Source organism: Cognatilysobacter terrigena, assembly GCF_004361065.1.
Taxonomy (GTDB): Bacteria; Pseudomonadota; Gammaproteobacteria; order Xanthomonadales; family Xanthomonadaceae; genus Cognatilysobacter; species Cognatilysobacter terrigena.
Map to the genome: position 1 here is coordinate 59,015 of NZ_SELT01000016.1, position 17,349 is coordinate 76,363.

16 protein-coding genes are annotated in these 17,349 nt (G+C 68.1%); 9 read left to right on the plus strand and 7 right to left on the minus strand.

Features of this window, described 5'->3' with window-relative positions; genetic code table 11:
* Positions 1 to 32: 32 nt before the first annotated feature.
* The 4 genes from EVS83_RS10405 to EVS83_RS10420 form a co-directional block, all read right to left on the minus strand.
* Complete coding sequence (locus EVS83_RS10405; RefSeq protein WP_425456095.1) at positions 33 to 674, minus strand: glutathione S-transferase family protein; 642 nt, start codon at positions 672 to 674, stop codon at positions 33 to 35.
* A complete protein-coding gene (locus tag EVS83_RS10410; protein ID WP_133500980.1) occupies positions 671 to 1,219 on the minus strand; it encodes a GNAT family N-acetyltransferase in 549 nt (182 codons plus the stop codon). Before EVS83_RS10410 ends, EVS83_RS10405 begins: the two co-directional genes overlap by 4 nt.
* A 103-nt stretch (positions 1,220 to 1,322) precedes the next feature.
* The gene (locus EVS83_RS10415) at positions 1,323 to 2,486 is read right to left on the minus strand and encodes an acyl-CoA dehydrogenase family protein (RefSeq protein ID WP_133500981.1); all 1,164 of its coding nucleotides are present in this window, start codon (positions 2,484 to 2,486) and stop codon (positions 1,323 to 1,325) included.
* A gap of 150 nt (positions 2,487 to 2,636) precedes the next feature.
* Positions 2,637 to 3,467 carry a glycine zipper 2TM domain-containing protein gene (locus EVS83_RS10420; RefSeq protein WP_246022868.1) on the minus strand — a complete coding sequence of 277 codons (831 nt, stop codon included), beginning with the start codon at positions 3,465 to 3,467 and terminating at the stop codon, positions 2,637 to 2,639.
* A gap of 154 nt (positions 3,468 to 3,621) precedes the next feature.
* On the opposite strand from EVS83_RS10420, the gene EVS83_RS10425 reads away from it, so the two are divergent.
* The gene (locus EVS83_RS10425; protein ID WP_133500982.1) at positions 3,622 to 3,828 is read left to right on the plus strand and encodes a DUF6116 family protein; all 207 of its coding nucleotides are present in this window, start codon (positions 3,622 to 3,624) and stop codon (positions 3,826 to 3,828) included.
* Positions 3,825 to 4,613: a TatD family hydrolase gene (locus EVS83_RS10430; protein ID WP_133500983.1), complete on the plus strand. Its 789-nt coding sequence runs from the start codon at positions 3,825 to 3,827 to the stop codon at positions 4,611 to 4,613. The genes EVS83_RS10425 and EVS83_RS10430 overlap by 4 nt, the downstream gene beginning before the upstream one ends.
* On the opposite strand, the gene EVS83_RS10435 is transcribed toward EVS83_RS10430, so the two are convergent.
* Positions 4,585 to 5,406, minus strand: a complete 822-nt coding sequence (locus EVS83_RS10435; RefSeq protein WP_133500984.1) for a tRNA threonylcarbamoyladenosine dehydratase — start codon at positions 5,404 to 5,406, stop codon at positions 4,585 to 4,587. The genes EVS83_RS10430 and EVS83_RS10435 overlap by 29 nt on opposite strands.
* 95 nt (positions 5,407 to 5,501) lie before the next feature.
* On the opposite strand from EVS83_RS10435, the gene EVS83_RS10440 reads away from it, so the two are divergent.
* The 7 genes from EVS83_RS10440 to EVS83_RS10470 all read left to right on the plus strand — a co-directional run bounded on the left by EVS83_RS10440 (position 5,502) and on the right by EVS83_RS10470 (position 12,214).
* Complete coding sequence (locus EVS83_RS10440) at positions 5,502 to 5,954, plus strand: hypothetical protein (RefSeq protein WP_133500985.1); 453 nt, start codon at positions 5,502 to 5,504, stop codon at positions 5,952 to 5,954.
* A 127-nt stretch (positions 5,955 to 6,081) separates the two neighbouring features.
* On the plus strand, positions 6,082 to 6,561 hold the full coding sequence (locus EVS83_RS10445) for a glycine zipper 2TM domain-containing protein (RefSeq protein WP_133500986.1): 480 nt from the start codon (positions 6,082 to 6,084) through the stop codon (positions 6,559 to 6,561).
* A gap of 167 nt (positions 6,562 to 6,728) precedes the next feature.
* A complete protein-coding gene (locus EVS83_RS10450; RefSeq protein ID WP_133500987.1) occupies positions 6,729 to 7,835 on the plus strand; it encodes a M35 family metalloendopeptidase in 1,107 nt (368 codons plus the stop codon).
* Positions 7,836 to 7,972: 137 nt separating this feature from the next.
* Positions 7,973 to 8,482 (plus strand): DUF456 domain-containing protein, encoded by a 510-nt coding sequence (locus tag EVS83_RS10455; RefSeq protein WP_425456096.1) that lies wholly within the window; start codon positions 7,973 to 7,975, stop codon positions 8,480 to 8,482.
* Between the two features lie 76 nt (positions 8,483 to 8,558).
* Positions 8,559 to 9,824, plus strand: coding sequence for a phospholipase D-like domain-containing protein (locus tag EVS83_RS10460; RefSeq protein ID WP_133501005.1), 1,266 nt, complete (start codon positions 8,559 to 8,561; stop codon positions 9,822 to 9,824).
* 13 nt (positions 9,825 to 9,837) lie between these two features.
* Positions 9,838 to 11,160 (plus strand): mechanosensitive ion channel domain-containing protein, encoded by a 1,323-nt coding sequence (locus EVS83_RS10465; RefSeq protein WP_133500989.1) that lies wholly within the window; start codon positions 9,838 to 9,840, stop codon positions 11,158 to 11,160.
* Between the two features lie 85 nt (positions 11,161 to 11,245).
* Complete coding sequence (locus tag EVS83_RS10470; protein ID WP_133500990.1) at positions 11,246 to 12,214, plus strand: patatin-like phospholipase family protein; 969 nt, start codon at positions 11,246 to 11,248, stop codon at positions 12,212 to 12,214.
* 51 nt (positions 12,215 to 12,265) lie between these two features.
* Here the strand turns inward: EVS83_RS10470 and EVS83_RS10475 are convergent, their stop codons facing one another.
* Positions 12,266 to 13,822 (minus strand): fumarate hydratase, encoded by a 1,557-nt coding sequence (locus EVS83_RS10475; RefSeq protein ID WP_133500991.1) that lies wholly within the window; start codon positions 13,820 to 13,822, stop codon positions 12,266 to 12,268.
* Between the two features lie 55 nt (positions 13,823 to 13,877).
* Positions 13,878 to 16,979 (minus strand): sensor domain-containing protein, encoded by a 3,102-nt coding sequence (locus EVS83_RS10480; RefSeq protein ID WP_166636876.1) that lies wholly within the window; start codon positions 16,977 to 16,979, stop codon positions 13,878 to 13,880.
* Between the last annotated feature and the right edge of the window lie 370 nt (positions 16,980 to 17,349).

The window sequence follows — 17,349 nt, forward strand, 5'->3', positions numbered from 1 at the left end:
GGCGAGCGACACCTCGCCTTACGTCGTGGAGTTCAGGTGGATTGCGCGATCAGCGCAGCGGCGCGAGCGTCGGGCTCGACCATCGCGACGAAGCCCGGCGTCGCGCGTACGCGGGCGAGCCAGGCGCGGATCGCGGGATGGTCGTCGAGCGACACGCCGCCGTGCGGCGCGACATCGGTGTAGGCGAACAGGGCGATGTCGGCGACGCCATAGGCATCGCCGGTGAACCAGTCGTGGGATTGCAGGTGGCGCTCCATGACACGCAGCGCCTCGTGCGAGCGCTCGCGCAGGCGCGGCAGGTCGGCGCGACGCGGAGAATCCGCTGGCGTCCAGCCGCAGATGAAGCGCGCCACCGCAACGTACGGCTCGTGGCTGTACTGCTCGAAGAACATCCAGCTCAGCGCCTGCGCGCGCTGCCACGCGTCGGCGGGGAGATATGGCGTGCCTTCCGCGAGCCAGCACAGGATGGCGTTCGATTCGACGAGGATGCGTCCGTCGTCGAGTTCGAGCATCGGCACCTTGCCGTTCGCGTTCTTCGCGAGGTACTCCGGCGTGCGCGTCGCGCCGGTGCTGCTGTCGGTCTCGACCCATCGATACGGACGACCGAGCTGCTCCAGCAACAGCCGCACCTTGTGGCAGTTGCCCGACGGTGAGAAGCCGTAAACCGTGGTCACGCGGCTGCGCCCCGACGCGCGCGCCATTCCTCGCGCGTCTGCCCCCAGAGGTCGATCTGGAACTTGTCGTGCGGCGGCTGGAACACGCCACGTCCGCGATTCTTCGCACCTAGGCGCTTGGCAACGTTCTGCGATGCGATGTTCGCGACGTCGATCGAATGGATGATCTCCGTCCAGCCCAAGGTGTCGAACGCCCAGTCCATCGCGGCGGCGCAGGCTTCGGTCGCATAACCCTTGCCCCATGCATCCGGATGCAGTGCGTAACCGACCTCCGTTCCCGGCCAACCCGCGGGCTGCCAGGGGCCGGCCTGCCCCATCCACAGGCCTGTCGCCTTCTCTTCGACGGCGAACATCGCGAAGCCCTGCACGGCCCAGGCGCCCGGCATCTGCAGGAAGCGACGCCATGCATCGCCCAGCACCAGCGGGCCGCCGATGTGGTGCGTTTCCGGCGCAGCGAACATTTCCGCATAGCGCTCGAAGTCGTCCTTGCGCCACTGACGCAGGATCAGGCGTTCGGTTTCGAGCCGCGGGCCGTGGTCCGACATCGTGCTTCCTCTGATGGGCGACGCGCTGCGTCGCGGGACGACGAGGCGCGCGCACGTTCTGCGGCGCCGAAGTGGAAACCGGCCCGAAGGCCGGTCCCGATGATCAGAACGCGTTGATGCCGGTGAGTTCGCGACCGACCACCAGCTGATGCACGGTTTCCGTGCCCTCGTAGGTGATGACCGACTCGAGGTTCAGCGCATGGCGGATCGCGCCGTGCTCGGTGGTGATGCCCGCGCCGCCGAGCAGATCGCGGCATTCGCGCGCGATGTCGATGGCCATGCGGCAGTTGTTCCACTTCGCGAGCGAGACCTGCGTCGGCTGCATCGTGCCGGCGTCCTTCAGGCGACCGAGCTGCACGACCAGCAGCTGCGCCAGCGTGATGCGACGCGCCATCTCGGCCATCTTGATCTGCGCGCTCTGCGTCGCCGCGACCGGACGGCCGAACAGAATGCGCTCCTTCGTGTAGTTCACGACCTCGTCGAGGCAGGCGATCGCCGCGCCGATCGGGCCCCATGTGATGCCGTAGCGCGCCTGCGTCAGGCAGCCCAGCGGGCCCTTCAAGCCCTTCACGTTCGGCAGGCGGTTCGCTTCCGGCACGCGCACGTTGTCGAAGTAGAGCGCGCTGGTGACTGACGCGCGCAGCGACATCTTGTGCTTGATTTCCTGCGCCGCGAAGCCGGGCATGCCCTTTTCGACGACGAACCCCTGGATGCCGTCTTCCGTCTGCGCCCAGACGATCGCGATGTCGGCGAGGTTGCCGTTCGTGATCCACATCTTGGCGCCGTTGAGGATCCAGTCGTCGCCGTCGCGCTTGGCGTTCGTCTTCATGTTGGCCGGGTCGGAGCCACCATGCGGTTCCGTCAGGCCGAAGCAGCCGATCACCTTGCCCGCGGCCATGTCCGGCAGCCAGCGCATGCGCTGCTCTTCGGTGCCGTAGGCGTAGATCGGGTACATGCACAGCGAGCTCTGCACGCTGACGAAGCTGCGGATGCCGCTGTCGCCGCGCTCGAGTTCCTGGCAGATCAGGCCGTAGCTCACCGCGTTGAGGCCGGCGCAGCCGTACTTCTCCGGCAGCGACGAACCCAGCAGGCCCAGCTCCGCGATTTCAGGCACCAGTTCGCGCGGGAAACGGCCCTGGTCGAAGGCTTCGCCGATGATCGGAATGACGCGCTCGTCGGTGAAACGCGCGACGGTGTCCTGCACGGCCCGCTCTTCCTCGGACAGCAGCGAACGGACGTCGTAGAGGTCGTACGGATTCAGAGCCATGCGGGCAATCGGACCTTCGGGCGATGGAGCCCGATATTGTAGGCCGCCGTCACATTCCTTCGACACCCCCGAACCGACCGCCGGCATTCATCGGACACGAAAAAGGGCCGGTCGCCCGGCCCTCTCCCGTTTCCTCCCGAGGAATCCGTATCAGCCGCGCGTCGCGACCGCCGTCGACGTGACGACGCGGCCGTCGATCACCGGCAGCTGCGAGCCCGGACGCTCGTTCATGCGCACGGTGTGCTCGGCGCCCTGATAGCGGTAGGTGACGTCGTAACCGGCGACATTCGTGTCCGTACCCACGCGAATGCGGCTGCCCGGGCGGCTGCCCATGCGCTGCGTACCGGTCGTGCCGTCCGGATTCCGGAACGTCACGTTGTAGGCGACGGTGCGCGAGCTGCTGGAGGTGTCGCTGACCGTGCGGCACTGCTGCTCGGTGCGATTCACGACCTGGCCGCCCACGTGGTTGCGGTCGACGCGATTGCCGATGAAGCCACCGCCCACCGCGCCCGCGACCGTCGCGAGCTTGCGACCGTTGCCGTGGCCGACCTGGTTGCCGACGAGGCCACCGATCAGCGCGCCCGCGACGGTGCCGCCGACGTTGCCGTCGCGCTCGGGCATGCGTTCCTGCACCACGACGTCGTTACAGACCTGACGCGGCGTGCTGGTGGTGCTGGTCTCCTTCACCGGGTCGACGCCGATCACCTGCGCATAGCGCGGCGACGACGTGCGGACCGGATCGACGTCGACGACGTCCGCGTACTCCGCGCGCGGCGCGGCGAGTTCCGGCGCGGTCGGCGCGATGCGGCCCTGCGCGTTCGCGGACGCATCGAGCTGCGTGGCGCCCATCATCGCCGGCTGCGCGGCGGCAGGCTGCACGGCTGCGGTGTCGTCGCGATGATTGAGCGAGCTGTAGGCCGCAACCGCGACGCCGCCGAGCAGCATCGAACCCAGTGCGACCGCAAGGATGTTCTTGTCCATGAGAGCCTCCGACCAGTTCGTTCTGGCGTGGCTCGATTCGAGCACCGCAAACCTGAACGACGGCGGAGCGTGACCGGAAATTAACGCCGTCTGTTCAGCCGTCCACCGGCCGTGTCGGAGGGGCGTGCTAGCGTCGCTGCATCACGAGGTGACCATGGCCCGACTCCTGCTGAAGCCCCTGCTCCGCCGCGCGGAAAAGCTCAAGCATCCGACGCTCTTCTGGATCACGGCGACGTTGTTCGTCATCGATCTGCTGATTCCCGACATCATTCCGTTCGCCGACGAGATCCTCCTGGGTCTGGGCACGCTGTTGCTGTCGCGATGGAAGGCCAACGACCGCGAATTGCCGCCGCGTCGATGAACCTGCTGGTCGACAGCCACTCGCACCTCGACGTCGACGAGTTCGACGCGGATCGTGCGGATGTCGTCGCGCGAGCGCGGGCTGTTGGCGTGACGCGACAGATCGTGCCGGCGATCGAGGCGTCGACCTGGCCGGTGCTGCGTGACGTCTGCACGAGCTTCGACGGTCTGTTCCCGGCGTACGGCCTGCATCCGATGTATCTCGACCGCCACGTCGATGCTCACGTCAACGAGCTACGCGGCTGGATCGAGCGCGAGCGGCCGGTTGCGATCGGAGAATGCGGACTCGATTACTTCGTCGAAGGCCTCGATCGCGACCGCCAGCGCACCTTGTTTGACGCGCACCTGCGACTTGCCCGGGACTTCGACCTGCCGCTGATCGTGCACGCGCGGCACGCGGTCGACGACGTGATCGCCGCGGTGCGTCGGATCGGTGGCCTGCGCGGCGTCGTACACAGCTTTTCGGGCAGTCATCAGCAGGCCGAGATGCTGTGGGCGAACGGCTTCATGATCGGCCTGGGCGGGCCGGTGACGTACGAGCGCGCCAACCGGCTGCGCACGCTCGCCGCGACCATGCCGATCGAGCATCTGCTTCTCGAAACCGACTCGCCGGACCAGCCTGGCGCCGCGTGCCGTGGACAGCGTAATGAGCCTGCGCGGCTCGTCGACGTGCTTGCGGTGATCGCGTCGCTGAGGCGCCAGTCCGACAGCGAGGTTGCAGCCGCGACCACGGCGAACGCCGAGCGCCTGTTCCGGCTTACGCCGCTGCGTTCGCCTTCGGCTTGAGCAACAGCTCGATCGCCTTGCCCGCCATCGCGAACGCGAAGGCACCGGTGATATGCGTCGCTGCGCCGAGGCCGCCACTGCAGTCGAGCTTGAGGCTGTCGCCGTCGCCGTCCGCGGACGGTCGGATGCCGCACACGCTGCCATCGGCCTGCGGGTAACGAACGTTCTCGAGCGAGTACACCGCCGGCACGCCGAAGTAGCGATCCTTGTTGCGCGGGAAATTGAACTCGGCGCGCAGCTTCTTTCGCACCAGCGCGAGCATGGCGTCGTGTTCCGTGCGCGAGAGATCGCGCACGCGCACGAGCGTGGGATCGGTGCGTCCGCCCGCGGAGCCGCTCACCACCAGCGGCAACTTGCGTCGACGGCACCACGCGATCATCTCGACCTTGCTGCGGAAGCTGTCGCAGGCGTCGATGACGAGGTCCAATTCGGAATCGAGATGCGTCGCGAGATTGTTCGCCGTGATGAACGCCGGTACAGGCTCCACGTCGAGCAGCGGACTGATGCGCTGGCAGCGCGCTGCCATGGCCGCGACCTTCGCGTGGCCGTACGTGCCGTCGAGCGCAGGCAGCTGACGATTGGTGTTGGACACGCAGATGTCGTCGGCGTCGACGAGCTTCAGGTAGCCGACCCCCGATCGCGCGAGCGCCTCGGCGACCCACGAACCCACGCCGCCGAGGCCGACCACCGCGACCCGGGATCGCACCAATCGGGCGACGCTTCCGACGCCGTAGAGGCGGTCGATGCCCGCGAATCGTTCCGTCCAGGCGGGGTCGAGGTCGTGCGTCTGCATGTGCGCATTCTAGGCGGTGCGCGCGTGACGGCGGACCCCACGGAGGTGCGTGCTATGGTCGCGCGCATTCCGCGAACACCACAGGAAACGGCCCGATGTCCGACCTCAACGCACCGTCGAATGCCCCGGCCCGTCGCGGCAACGGCTCCCGATATCTCTTCATGGCGTTGCTCGGCCTGGTGGTCGGCGCCGTCGCCAGCGTCATGATCATGCGTGCGATCGAGCAGCGCGAAGATCCTTATCCGCACGCCGTGATGCATGTCATGGCCGCGCACACCCACGCGCTGAAGGATGCCGTCGCGCAGAACCGCTGCGCCGCGACGGACGTGATTCCGCACCTGCAGGCGGTACGCCTAATGTCCAACGACATCGAGCCGGCGTTCACGGACATGCACGAGGACGAGAAGTTCGCGAAGTACGCAAGCGAGCTGCGCGCCGCGGCGGACGCGTCCCTGGCCACGCCGCCGTTGAACTGCGCCGGCGTGCAGGCGGCGGCGGCCAAGCTCGGTGAGGCCTGCAAGAACTGCCACGACTACGTGCACGAGTGAGCGTCGCGCGAAGAACTGCGGGCTGAACGCGTTATCGCCGTTTGATAACGCGTTCACCGTGGCGCTCCCAGCATCGGTCGCGCATGGCAAACGCCATCGTCCCGATCACTGAATTCCGGAGCGCCTTATGAGTGTCCAACTTCGTCTTGCATCCCTTGCGGCTGCATCGCTGATCGCGCTGGCCGGTTGCGCCACGTCGCCCTATTCCTCCGGCGGCTACGCCGGTAGCCGGCCGCCCGCGAACAGCTACGGCACCTGCTACGACTGCGGCGTCGTGACGCGCATCGAGGCCGTCGGCACGGGCACCGCGCCGCGTTCGGGCGTGATCGGTGGCGTGGTGGGTGGCGTCGTCGGCGCCGCCGCGGGCCACGAGCTGACCAAGGATTCGAGCAACGGCAAGCAGAACGTCGCCACCGTCGCCGGTGCCGTCGCCGGTGCGGCCGCGGGCGCGGCGATCGACCGCAACATGTCCACGTCCGGCACGTCCTACAACGTCTACGTGCGCATGAACGATGGACGCACCACGACGGTGACGCAGACCGACCTCGGCGGCATCCGCGAGGGTTCCGCGGTTCGCGTCTACAACGGTCGCGTCTGGGCCCGCTGAGCCAAGCGCGTCACAGTTCATGAAACGGCTCCGCACGTCGGAGCCGTTTTCGTGTCCGGTTCCATCGATCGTTTCCGTTTGTTGCGGCGCGGCATGCTTTGGGCTGACCGCGGGGTTAACGTCGGGCCCGTCCATTCCGGACGCCCACCCTTCCCCCGAGGTGTCGAATGAATCGCCTGCCCCTGTTCGCTGCCGGTAGCGTCCTGCTCGCCGGTCTCGCCCTGAACGCCGCTGCCGACGCCTCGGTCCAGACCGCGCGCTTCAATCCGCTGCGCGTCGCGATCGTCGCGTCGAACAGCCAGTCGTCGTTCCTGGGATCGGTGGACGTCGACGTCACGAACACCAGCAACCGGACGGTGCGCATGCCGTCGTGGCAGCTGCCGTCGCAGTTCCTGCAGTCGGACGTCTTCAGCATCACCCGCGACGGCCGCGAAGTCGCCTACGAAGGCCCGATGATCAAGCGCGGCCTGCCGCAGGCAGCGGACTTCGTGGTCCTGCGTCCAGGCGAGACCGTGCGCACCAGCGTCGACCTGTCGGCGTTCTACGACCTGTCGCGCACGGGCGAATACACGGTCACCTACAAGGCGCCGCTGCAGCACGCGTCGCTGTCGACTGGCGAAATGCTGATCGCGTCGAACGGGCTTCCGATGACAGCGCAGAGCGCGTCGCTGAAGCTGTGGGTCGACGGCACGGACCAGCTCGCGGGCACGCGCCAGCTGCAGGCGGCGGCCAAGCCAAGCGCGGGCGCGACGGTCGTCAACGGCGTCTCGTACAAGAGCTGCTCGACGACGCAGATCAGCACGGCGGGCAGCGCGGTCAACGCGGCGCGCACGTACTCCGAAAACGCCAAGGGCTACCTCAATGGCGGCACGGTGGGCGCGCGCTACACCACGTGGTTCGGCGCGTACACGTCGTCGCGCTATTCGACCGCCCGCCAGCACTTCGTCAACATCGACAGCGCCATCGACCAGAGCGGTGGCCAGGTGACGATCAACTGCGGCTGCAACCAGAGCTATTACGCCTACGTCTATCCGACCCGCCCGTACGAGATCTTCGTGTGCAAGGCGTTCTGGTCGGCGCCGCTCACCGGCACGGACTCGAAGGGCGGCACGCTGATCCACGAGATGAGCCACTTCAACGTGACCGCCGCCACCGACGACCACGTCTATGGCCAGTCGGGCGCGAAGAGCCTCGCCGCGTCGAACCCGGACCAGGCGCTCGACAACGCGGACAACCACGAGTACTTCGCGGAAAACAACCCGTCGCAGAAGTAAGTCTTCCTCCCCCAGAGGGATGGGTGAAGCCCGGCTCCGGCCGGGCTTTTCCTTTTTGCGACGCCCGCGGATCCGCGTGACGCCGGCCGACGACGCCGCGTGCCGCAGAATGCGACGGTCCCGCAACGGAGGTGTCCGTGTCCGACCTGTCGACCCTGTGGTACGTGCTCGCCGTCGTCCTCGTGATCGTCGGTATCGCCGGCACCGTGCTGCCCGCCCTGCCCGGCATCCCGCTGGTGTTCGCCAGTCTCCTGCTCGCCGCGTGGGCGGACGGTTTCCATCACGTCGGCGGATGGACGCTGGGCGCGCTGGCGGTGCTGACCGTCGTGTCGTTCGCCGTCGACCTGCTCGCCACGGCGATGGGCGCCAAGCGCGTCGGCGCGAGTCGGCTCGCCCTGCTCGGCGCCACGATCGGCACCTTCGCCGGGCTCTTCTTCAGCATCGTCGGCATCTTCATCGGCCCGTTCGTGGGCGCGGTGATCGGTGAGCTCATCCATCGCCGCAAGCTCGAGGACATGGGCCATGCCGCGAAGGTTGGCGTCGGCACGTGGGTCGGGCTCCTGCTCGGCACGGTGCTGAAGCTGGTGATCGCGTTCGGGATGCTGGGGCTGTTCGCGGTCGTCTGGCTGGCGCACCGCACCGCCTGAGCTTCACACCCGCTTGCGAAGCGGCCGTTCAGAGTCGCGCTCCATGAAATTCAGACTCGAGTGGAGCCGCCGACGCATGTTCTGGACGATCGCCCTGACCGCGCTGGCGACGGTGCTCGTCGTCGTGATCGCGATGAATTTCGCGACGCCCGAGAAGAAGCTCGAAAGCCGCGTCGTCCACAAGTACCCGAGTTCGGACCCGCAGTTCCTGCGGGAAATGGGCGTGATGCTCGGGCCGTCCATCGTGCCGGGCAACAAGGTGACGGTGCTGGAAGACGGCGACCAGATCTTCCCTGCGATGCTGGAAGCGATCGCCGGCGCGCAGCGCACGGTGACGTTCGAGACGTACATCTGGTGGTCCGGCGAGATCGCCAAGAAGTTCAGCGCGGCGCTGTGCGAGCGCGCGAAGGCCGGCGTGGCGGTCAACGTCACCGTCGACTGGGCCGGCAGCATCAAGATGGACAGCTCGATGCTGGACGAGATGAAGCAGTGCGGCGTGCACATCGAACGCTACCGCCCGCTGCACTGGTACAACCTCGGCCGCCTCAACAACCGCACGCACCGCAAGCTGCTCATCGTCGACGGCACCGTTGCGTTCACCGGCGGCGTCGGCATCGGCGATCCGTGGCTCGGGCATGCGCAGGATCCGGACCACTGGCACGACCTGCACTTCCGCATCGAGGGGCCGGTGGTCTCGCAGGTGCAGGCCGCGTTCAACGACAACTGGATCAAGAGCACCGGGCGCGTGCTCAACGGCCCGACCTACTTCCCGCATGTCGAGCCGGCCGGCGACATGTCGGCGCACATGTTCATCGCCTCCCCCGCCGGCGGCTCGGAGAGCATGCACCTGATGTTCCTGATGGCGATCGCCGCCGCGCAGACGAGCATCGACGTCGAGGCCGCCTACTTCATCCCCGATCCCCTGCTGCGCGACGCCCTGATGGCGGCCCGCAAGCGCGGCGTACGCGTGCGCCTGCTCCTGCCAGGCCCGTATATCGACTCCGAAACCGTACGCATCGCGACCAAGAAGGAATGGGGGCCGCTGCTGGCGGCCGGCGCCGAAATGCACCTGTACCAGCCGACGATGCTGCACGTGAAGCTGATGATCATCGACAGGTACATGGTGTCGGTGGGATCGACCAACCTCGACCAGCGTTCATTCCAGCTGAACGACGAGGCCAGCCTGAACGTCTACGATGCGGGCTTCGCCGAGACGATGACGCAGGTGTTCGAACGCGATCTCCAGAAGACCAAGCCGTACACCTACGAGATGTGGGCGTCGCGGCCGTGGAAGGAGAAGCTGTCGGAGCGCGTCATCGTCCCGATCAAGTCGCAGCTCTAGATCGAGGTTACGAGTGCCGATCCGCCGTTTTGCCGGCCTGTGGCTGGCCGTGGTCCTGTTGTTCCTGCCCGCGCTGTCCGCCGCGCAGGCCCCAGCCTGGATCGCGCAGGCTGCCGGCGTCACGACCACCTCGACGACGCCCACGTCGGCCGACACGCAGCTTTCCCGCACCGTCGCCGCCCGCCTGCGCGCCGTGCCCGGGTATTCGAACATCACGGTCACGGCGACCGGCGGCGTAGTGCGGCTGGAAGGCTCCGTCGGCGACGACACCAGCCGCGTGCACGCCGAACAGATCGCGGCGCAACAGCCCGGCGTCGCGAAGGTCGACAACCGCCTGCAGATCGCCGGCAGCATCGGGACGCGGCTCAAGATCGCGCTGCAGCAGGTGGGCAGCAAACTGATCGGGCTCGTCGCGCGCCTGCCGTTGTTGCTGATCGCCGCGGTCATCGTGCTGATCGCGTGGTGGATCGGCCGCGCCGCGAGCCGGCGCATCCACCTCTCGCGGTTCAGCGCGAAGAATCCGTACATCGACGCGCTGGTCGCGCGGCTGATCAACTGGGCGATCCTGCTGGTCGGCCTGCTCATCGCGTTGGACCTGCTGGAAGCGACCGCGATCGTGGGCGCCGTGCTGGGATCGGCCGGCGTGGTCGGCATCGCGATCGGCTTCGCGTTCCGCGACATCGCCGAGAACTACGTCGCCGGCATCCTGCTCAGCCTGCGACGCGGCTTCTCGCCGGGCGACCACATCCTCGTCGACAAGTACGACGGCAAGGTCGTCGCGTTGACCTCGCGCTCGACCATCCTGATGACGTTCGACGGCGTGCAGGTGGCGGTGCCGAACGCGCTGGTGTTCAAGTCGGTGGTGAGCAACTACTCGCAGAATCCGAAGCGCCGCTTCGAGTTCACGATGCTCATCGACGTCAACGAATCGATCCGCGAATCGCAGGAGCTCGCGATCGCGGCGATCACGCAGACCGCGGGCGTGGTGAACGATCCGGCGCCGTCGTGGGCGGTGGACGGCTATGTCGGCGGCGGCATCCAGCTGAAGTTCCAGGGCTGGGTGAACCAGCGCGAGAGCGACCTGACGAAGGTGCGCAGCGAGGCCCTCCGCGCGGTGAAGTCGGCTTACGAGAAGGCCGAAATCGACGGGCCGCGACCGGTGCAGTACAGCTTCAGCGCGCCGTTGCCCGCGGATGTCGCGCGTCGCATCGGCATGGCGGTGACGCCGCCCGCGGACAACGAACCGAAGGGCACGGGCGATACGTCGGTCAATCGCGATATCGACGCACAGGTCGACGCACAGCGCGCAGCGCACGACGACGAAAACCTGATCTGACCGCACGTCGGACGACGCGCGCATTTCACGCGCGTCGACGTTCCCAAGCGCAGGCTGTGCGACAGGCTCGACCGACACTGGCGTCATGGAGGACACCATGCAGCTGCGACGCATCCTCTCGCTCGATGGCGGCGGCATCCGCGGCCTCGTCACCAGTCGATGGCTGGCCGGCGTCGATGCCGCGCTCGCGGCCGCGGGCAAGCCGCATATTCCCGGCGCATTCGACCTCGTCGCGGGCAGTTCGACGGGCGGACTGATCGCCTGTGGCCTGGCGCTGGGGCGTTCGCCCGACGTGCTCGCGCAGTTCTACCGCGACCGACGGCACGAGATCTTTCCCGGCATCGCGCGACGGCTCTGGTCGCGCGCGACACGCCTGCTCAGCGACGGCCCATCCGCGCCGCGCTACGACGGTCGTGGGCTCGAAGCGGTGCTCGCCGATGTGTTCGGCGACGCGCGCCTTGGCGATTGCTCGGTCAAAACGCTGATCACGAGCTACGACGTGATCAACCGCAAGCCGGTCATCTTCAAGAGCTTCAAGCCCGAGCACGCCGACCTGCGCGTGCGCGACATCTGCCGCGCCACGGCCGCCGCGCCGACGTATTTCCCTGCGCATCCGCTGCGCGTCGAAGGCCGCGACTGCGCGCTGATCGACGGTGGCATCGTCGCTAACAACCCCCCCGCCTGCGCGATCGCCGAAGCGCTGCGTCGCGACGACAATGTCGACTGCACGCGCGACCTGATCGTGGTGTCGGTGGGCAGCGGCGAACGTACGCGCACAATCGACTTGCGCTCGGCGCGCGAATGGGGCGCGCTGGAATGGGCGATCCCGATCATCGACGTGCTGTTCGACGGCAATGCCGAGTCGGTCGACTACATCGCGCAGCACATCGTCGGCGACGCCTACTTCCGCCTGCAGACGCCGCTCACCATCGGCCTCGACGACCTCGACGACGTCAGCGACACCAACATCAACGCGCTCGAAGCGCTGGCGCGCGGCTATCTCGCGGCGCCGACGACGCAGCAGATGCTCGCTGCGATGGCGCGGGCGCTGTAACGCGTCTCCGAAAACAACGATGCCCGGCGATCCGGGCATCGTTTCAACACGTCAAGCCGGCTCGACGACCACCGGGATTTTGCCGATGCGGGCCTGCCATTCGCGCGGGCCGGTGGCGTGCACGGACGTACCGTTCGAATCGACCGCAACCGTCACCGGCATGTCCTGCACGGTGAACTCGTAGATCGCTTCCATACCCAAGTCTTCGAACGCGACGACGCGCGAGGCCTTGATCGCCTTCGACACGAGATACGCCGCGCCACCGACCGCCATCAGGTAGGCCGACTTGTGCTTGCGGATCGCCTCGATCGCGACCGGGCCGCGCTCGGCCTTGCCGACCATGCCGAGCAGGCCGGTTTCGCTGAGCACCTGCTCCGTGAACTTGTCCATGCGCGTCGCGGTGGTCGGGCCCGCGGGGCCGACGACTTCGTCCCGCACCGGATCGACCGGGCCGACGTAGTAGATGAAACGGCCCGCGAGATCGACGGGCAGCGTCTCGCCGCGGTTGAGCATGTCGACCATGCGCTTGTGCGCCGCGTCGCGACCGGTCAGCAGCTTGCCGTTGAGCAGCAGCACTTCGCCCGGCTTCCAGCTCGCGACGTCCTCGCGCGTGACCGTGTCGAGGTTGACGCGACGGCCTGCGCTCGCGTCGTAGGTGAGCTGCGGCCAGTCTTCGAGCGACGGCGGCTCGAGATGCGCCGGCCCGGAGCCGTCGAGCGTGAAGTGCGCATGGCGCGTGGCCGCGCAGTTCGGGATGATCGCGACCGGCAGGTTCGCGGCGTGCGTCGGGTAATCCTTGATCTTGACGTCGAGTACGGTGGTGAGGCCGCCGAGGCCCTGCGCACCGATGCCGAGCGCATTGACCTTGTCGTAGAGCTCCAGCCGCAGCTCTTCGATGCGGTTGCCCGGGCCGCGCGCGATGAGGTCCTGGATGTCGACCGGCTCCATCAGCACTTCCTTCGCGAGCTGCATCGCCTTCTCGGCGGTGCCGCCGATGCCGATGCCGAGCATGCCCGGCGGACACCAGCCGGCGCCCATCGTCGGCACCGTCTTGAGCACCCAGTCGACGATCGAATCGCTCGGGTTGAGCATCGCGAACTTCGACTTCGCCTCCGAGCCGCCGCCCTTCGCCGCAACGGTGACGTGCACGGTGTTGCCCGGCACGAGCTGGGTATGGATCACCGCCGGGGTGTTGTCGCGCGTGTTCGCGCGCTTGCCCGCCGGGTCGGCGAGCACCGACGCGCGCAGCACATTGTCGGGATGCAGATAGGCGCGGCGCACGCCCTCGTTGACCATGTCCTCGACCGACATCGTCGCGCCGTCCCAGCGCACGTCCATGCCGACGTCGAGGAAGACGGTGACGATGCCCGTGTCCTGGCAGATCGGTCGGCGGCCCTCGGCGCACATGCGCGAGTTGATGAGGATCTGCGCCATCGCATCGCGCGCGGCCGGCGACTGCTCGCGCTCGTACGCCGCGGTCAGCGCCTTGATGTAGTCGACCGGGTGGTAATAGCTGATGTACTGCAGCGCGTCGGCGACGGACTGGATCAGGTCGTCCTGGCGGATGGCGACAGGCGTGGAGGCAGCGAAAGCGGTCTGGACGGACACGGCGGGCACGGCAGCGGGGAAACCGCCATTTTACCGCCCCGCCCGGCCTGCCCGCTCAGGCGCTGCGGACCATCGTCGGCGGATCGGTGCGTTGCAGGAGGCGTGCGAGCGCGGTCGACGACAGCGGCGGGCTGAACAGCGTGCCCTGCAGGCTGCCGCAGCCCCAGCGTACGAGCAGGTCGCGCTGCGCCTCGCTTTCCACGCCCTTCGCGACGACGTCGGACTGCAAGGCGAGACCGCTGCGGCAGACCGCTTCGGCGATGCGGCGCGCGCGTTCGTGGTCACCGAGCGCTTCGACGATAGCGACGTCGAGCTTCAGCGCGTCGAAGCCGAAGTCGGTGAGCTGCGACACGCTGGCCTGCGTCGTGCCGATGTCGTCGACCGCCACCTTCACGCCCATCGCGCGCAGGTCGGCGACGAGACTGCGCGCGGGCTCGCCGAGGGCGAACAGCTGCTCGCCGCGGAATTCGATCTCCAGCCACTGCGGATCGAGCGTGGCCGCGTTGAGCGCGGCGTCGATCTGTGCGAGCAGTCGTTCCGGATCGAAGCGCGCTAGCGATACGTTCACCGACAACGGCAGCGGCGGCAGTCCCGCCTGCTGCCAGGCGGCGTTCTGGAGGCAGGCCTTGCCGAGCACCCATTCGTCGATCTGGATGATGAGCCCCGTTTCCTCGGCGACCGACAGGAACGTTTCCGGCAGCAGCAGCGTGCCGTCGGCGCGACGCCAGCGCAGCAGCGCTTCCACGGCGACGAACTTGCCGGTGCGCGCATTCACCACGGGCTGGTAGTCGAGCACGAAGTCTTCGGCGGCCAGCGCGAAGCGCAGGTCGTTCTCCGTACGCATGCGCGCTTCGGCGCGTTCGCCCATCAGGTCGGTGAAGTAGCTGTAGCGCCCGCGCCCGGTTTCCTTGACGTGATAGAGCGCCGTGTCGGCCTGCTTCATCAGCGCGCGGGCCTCGCGCGAGTCCTGCGGGAACAGCGAGATGCCGACGCTCGCGCCGACGCGCAGTTCGTGGCCGTCGAGCATGATCGGCTGTTCGACCGAACGAATGAGCTTCTCGGCGACGCGCGCGGCGTCGCGCGGGTCCGCGAGGCGCTGCAGCAACAGAACGAATTCGTCGCCGCCCTGGCGGCTGACGGTGTCGTCCTCGCGCACGCAATCGCGCAGGCGCTGCGCCACCTCCTGCAGCACCTTGTCGCCCATGGGATGGCCGAGGGTGTCGTTGATCGGCTTGAACTTGTCGAGGTCGATGTAGAGCACTGCACCGCGATTGCCACGGCCGACCGTCGCGAGCGCCTGCGTCAGACGGTCCTGGAACAGCACGCGATTCGGCAGGCCGGTCAACGCATCGTGCTGCGCCATGTGCGCCAACGCCTGCGCCTGTTCGCGCGCATGGCTGACGTCGCGCAACAGCAGCACGCCGCCGATCGGGCGACCCTTCGCATCGCGCAGCGGCGACGCGGATTCTTCGACCACGCGCTGCGCACCATCGCGACGCACGAGTTCGCGTTCGCCTTCGAGTCGCGACGCCTGCCCCGACTTCAGCGCCTCGCGCAGCACCGACACCTGCGGCACGCCGCGCCCCGGTTCGACGAGCTTGATGACGTCCTCGAACATGCGACCGAGCGCGTCGTCGCGCGCCCAGCCGGTGAGCTGCGACGCCGCGGGATTGAATGCAATGACGGTGCCCGAGGGATCGACGACGACGAGCGCATCGCTGATCGAATTCAGCGTCGCCTGCGCCTGTTCGCGTGCAGCGCGTGCCGCGTTCTCCAGCGCCTGGTCGCGGCTGAGGTCGCGCAGCGTGACGACCGACCGTCCTCCGTGTTCGCCGGGCATCGAACCGAGTTTCAGTTCGACGGGGAACGTGGTGCCGTCGCGTCGACGCACGCGCAAAGACGCATCGCCCTGCGCGACCGCATTGCCTTCGGATTCGCCAAGCCACGTCGGCAACTGCGTGCCGATGAGATCGCTGCTCGCGGCGCCGAACAGCGTCGCCGCGGCTTCGTTGTGCATGCGGATGCGGCCGTCCTCGTCGAGCACCAGCGTGGGCTCGGGCGAAGCGTTAACGAGCGTGAGCAGGTCGCGCTCGCTCTGCTTGCGCCAGGTGATGTCCTCGGCGAGCAGATGGAAGCCGTCGATCGCGCCGTCGAGGCCGAAGTACGGCTCGAGGCGGATGTCGAGCGCGCGATCACCGCGATCGGCCTGCAACTGCTGCGATGCACCGGCCAGCGCACGCGCGGCGCTGGTCCCGAGCGTCCCGGCGAACTCCATGCCCATGACGTCCCGGAGCGTCGCGCCTTCGATGCGGTCGCGTGGGAGACCGGTCCACGCGCGGTAGGCCTCGTTGACGTGGCGATGGCGCAGCTCGCGATCGAACGTCGCGACGAGGCCGGGACTCTTTTCCGTCAGCGTCAGCAGATGGCCACTGGTCGCGCGGAGGCGTGCACGCACGCGATCGCGCTGGTGCGTCAGCAGGCTGCCGAGCAGTGCGAGCGCGAGCATCGTCGCGACCAACCCAAGCGCTGCGGCGGCCGACCACCCGCCTGCGATGCGTGACAGCGTTGTCGTCGCATGATCCGCCGTCACCAGCGCCGCAAGCGCGAATACCAGCGACAACGCGCCGAGCGTGCGCGGGCGGCCCGACGCGGCGAGCGCGAGAAGTCCGACCGCCAGCAACGGCACGAGGCGCGGCGAGAACATCGACAGTGCGGCCGCACCGACAACGAGCGCGAGCGAAAGAACGAGCGTCGCTCGACGCGGATCGTCGGCGAACGGATCCGGCGGGTCGACGGCGCCGAGCGTCAGCGCGGCCGCGAACGACGCGACCGCGCCCACCACCATCGCCGGCCACAGCGCGAGCCACGCGCCGTGCAACAGCGGCACCGCCTGCGTGCACACCCATGCGATCGCGAGTGCGGATGCACCCAGCGCGGCGAGTGCGATGGCCGCGGGTGCAGGGTCGTCCCACTCGGCCTGCGCATGCAACGAACGCAGGAGTGCGCGGATGCCGGCGACGAACGCGGTCGCCACCGCGGTCGCGACGATCGCCGTCGCCGGCGCAACGCGTGCGCCGAACAGGCCCGCGGCGATGCCGAATGCCGGCACGAGCCAGCGCAGGTCGGCGCGTCCGGGCAGCGGTCGCGCGAGCCACATGCCGCACCAGCCACCGACTACGAGGCCTATCGCGCCCGCCCCGAGTGACGGCGACAACAATCGCGCCGCCACCGCTATGAGCAAGCCGGCCGCGGCGGCGAATGCGACCGGACCGCGCAACAGGCGCGCGGACGCGAGGCCGCGTCGCCGGGCCTCCGGCACGGGAGCCGGTCGATCGGCGGGTGCGCGTCGGAATTTCATCAAGGTCTTGGCGGTGGGTCGGAAATTGCCGCGGACGGTGCGGTGCGCGTCACTTCTCTACAGATAACGGCATTCTGTGAACGCACCGGAGCACGAAACTGTGCAGCCGATAACACCTCGCCATCGGTCGCGACGCCGTCATCGCGCGGAGTGGCGATACGGTCACATC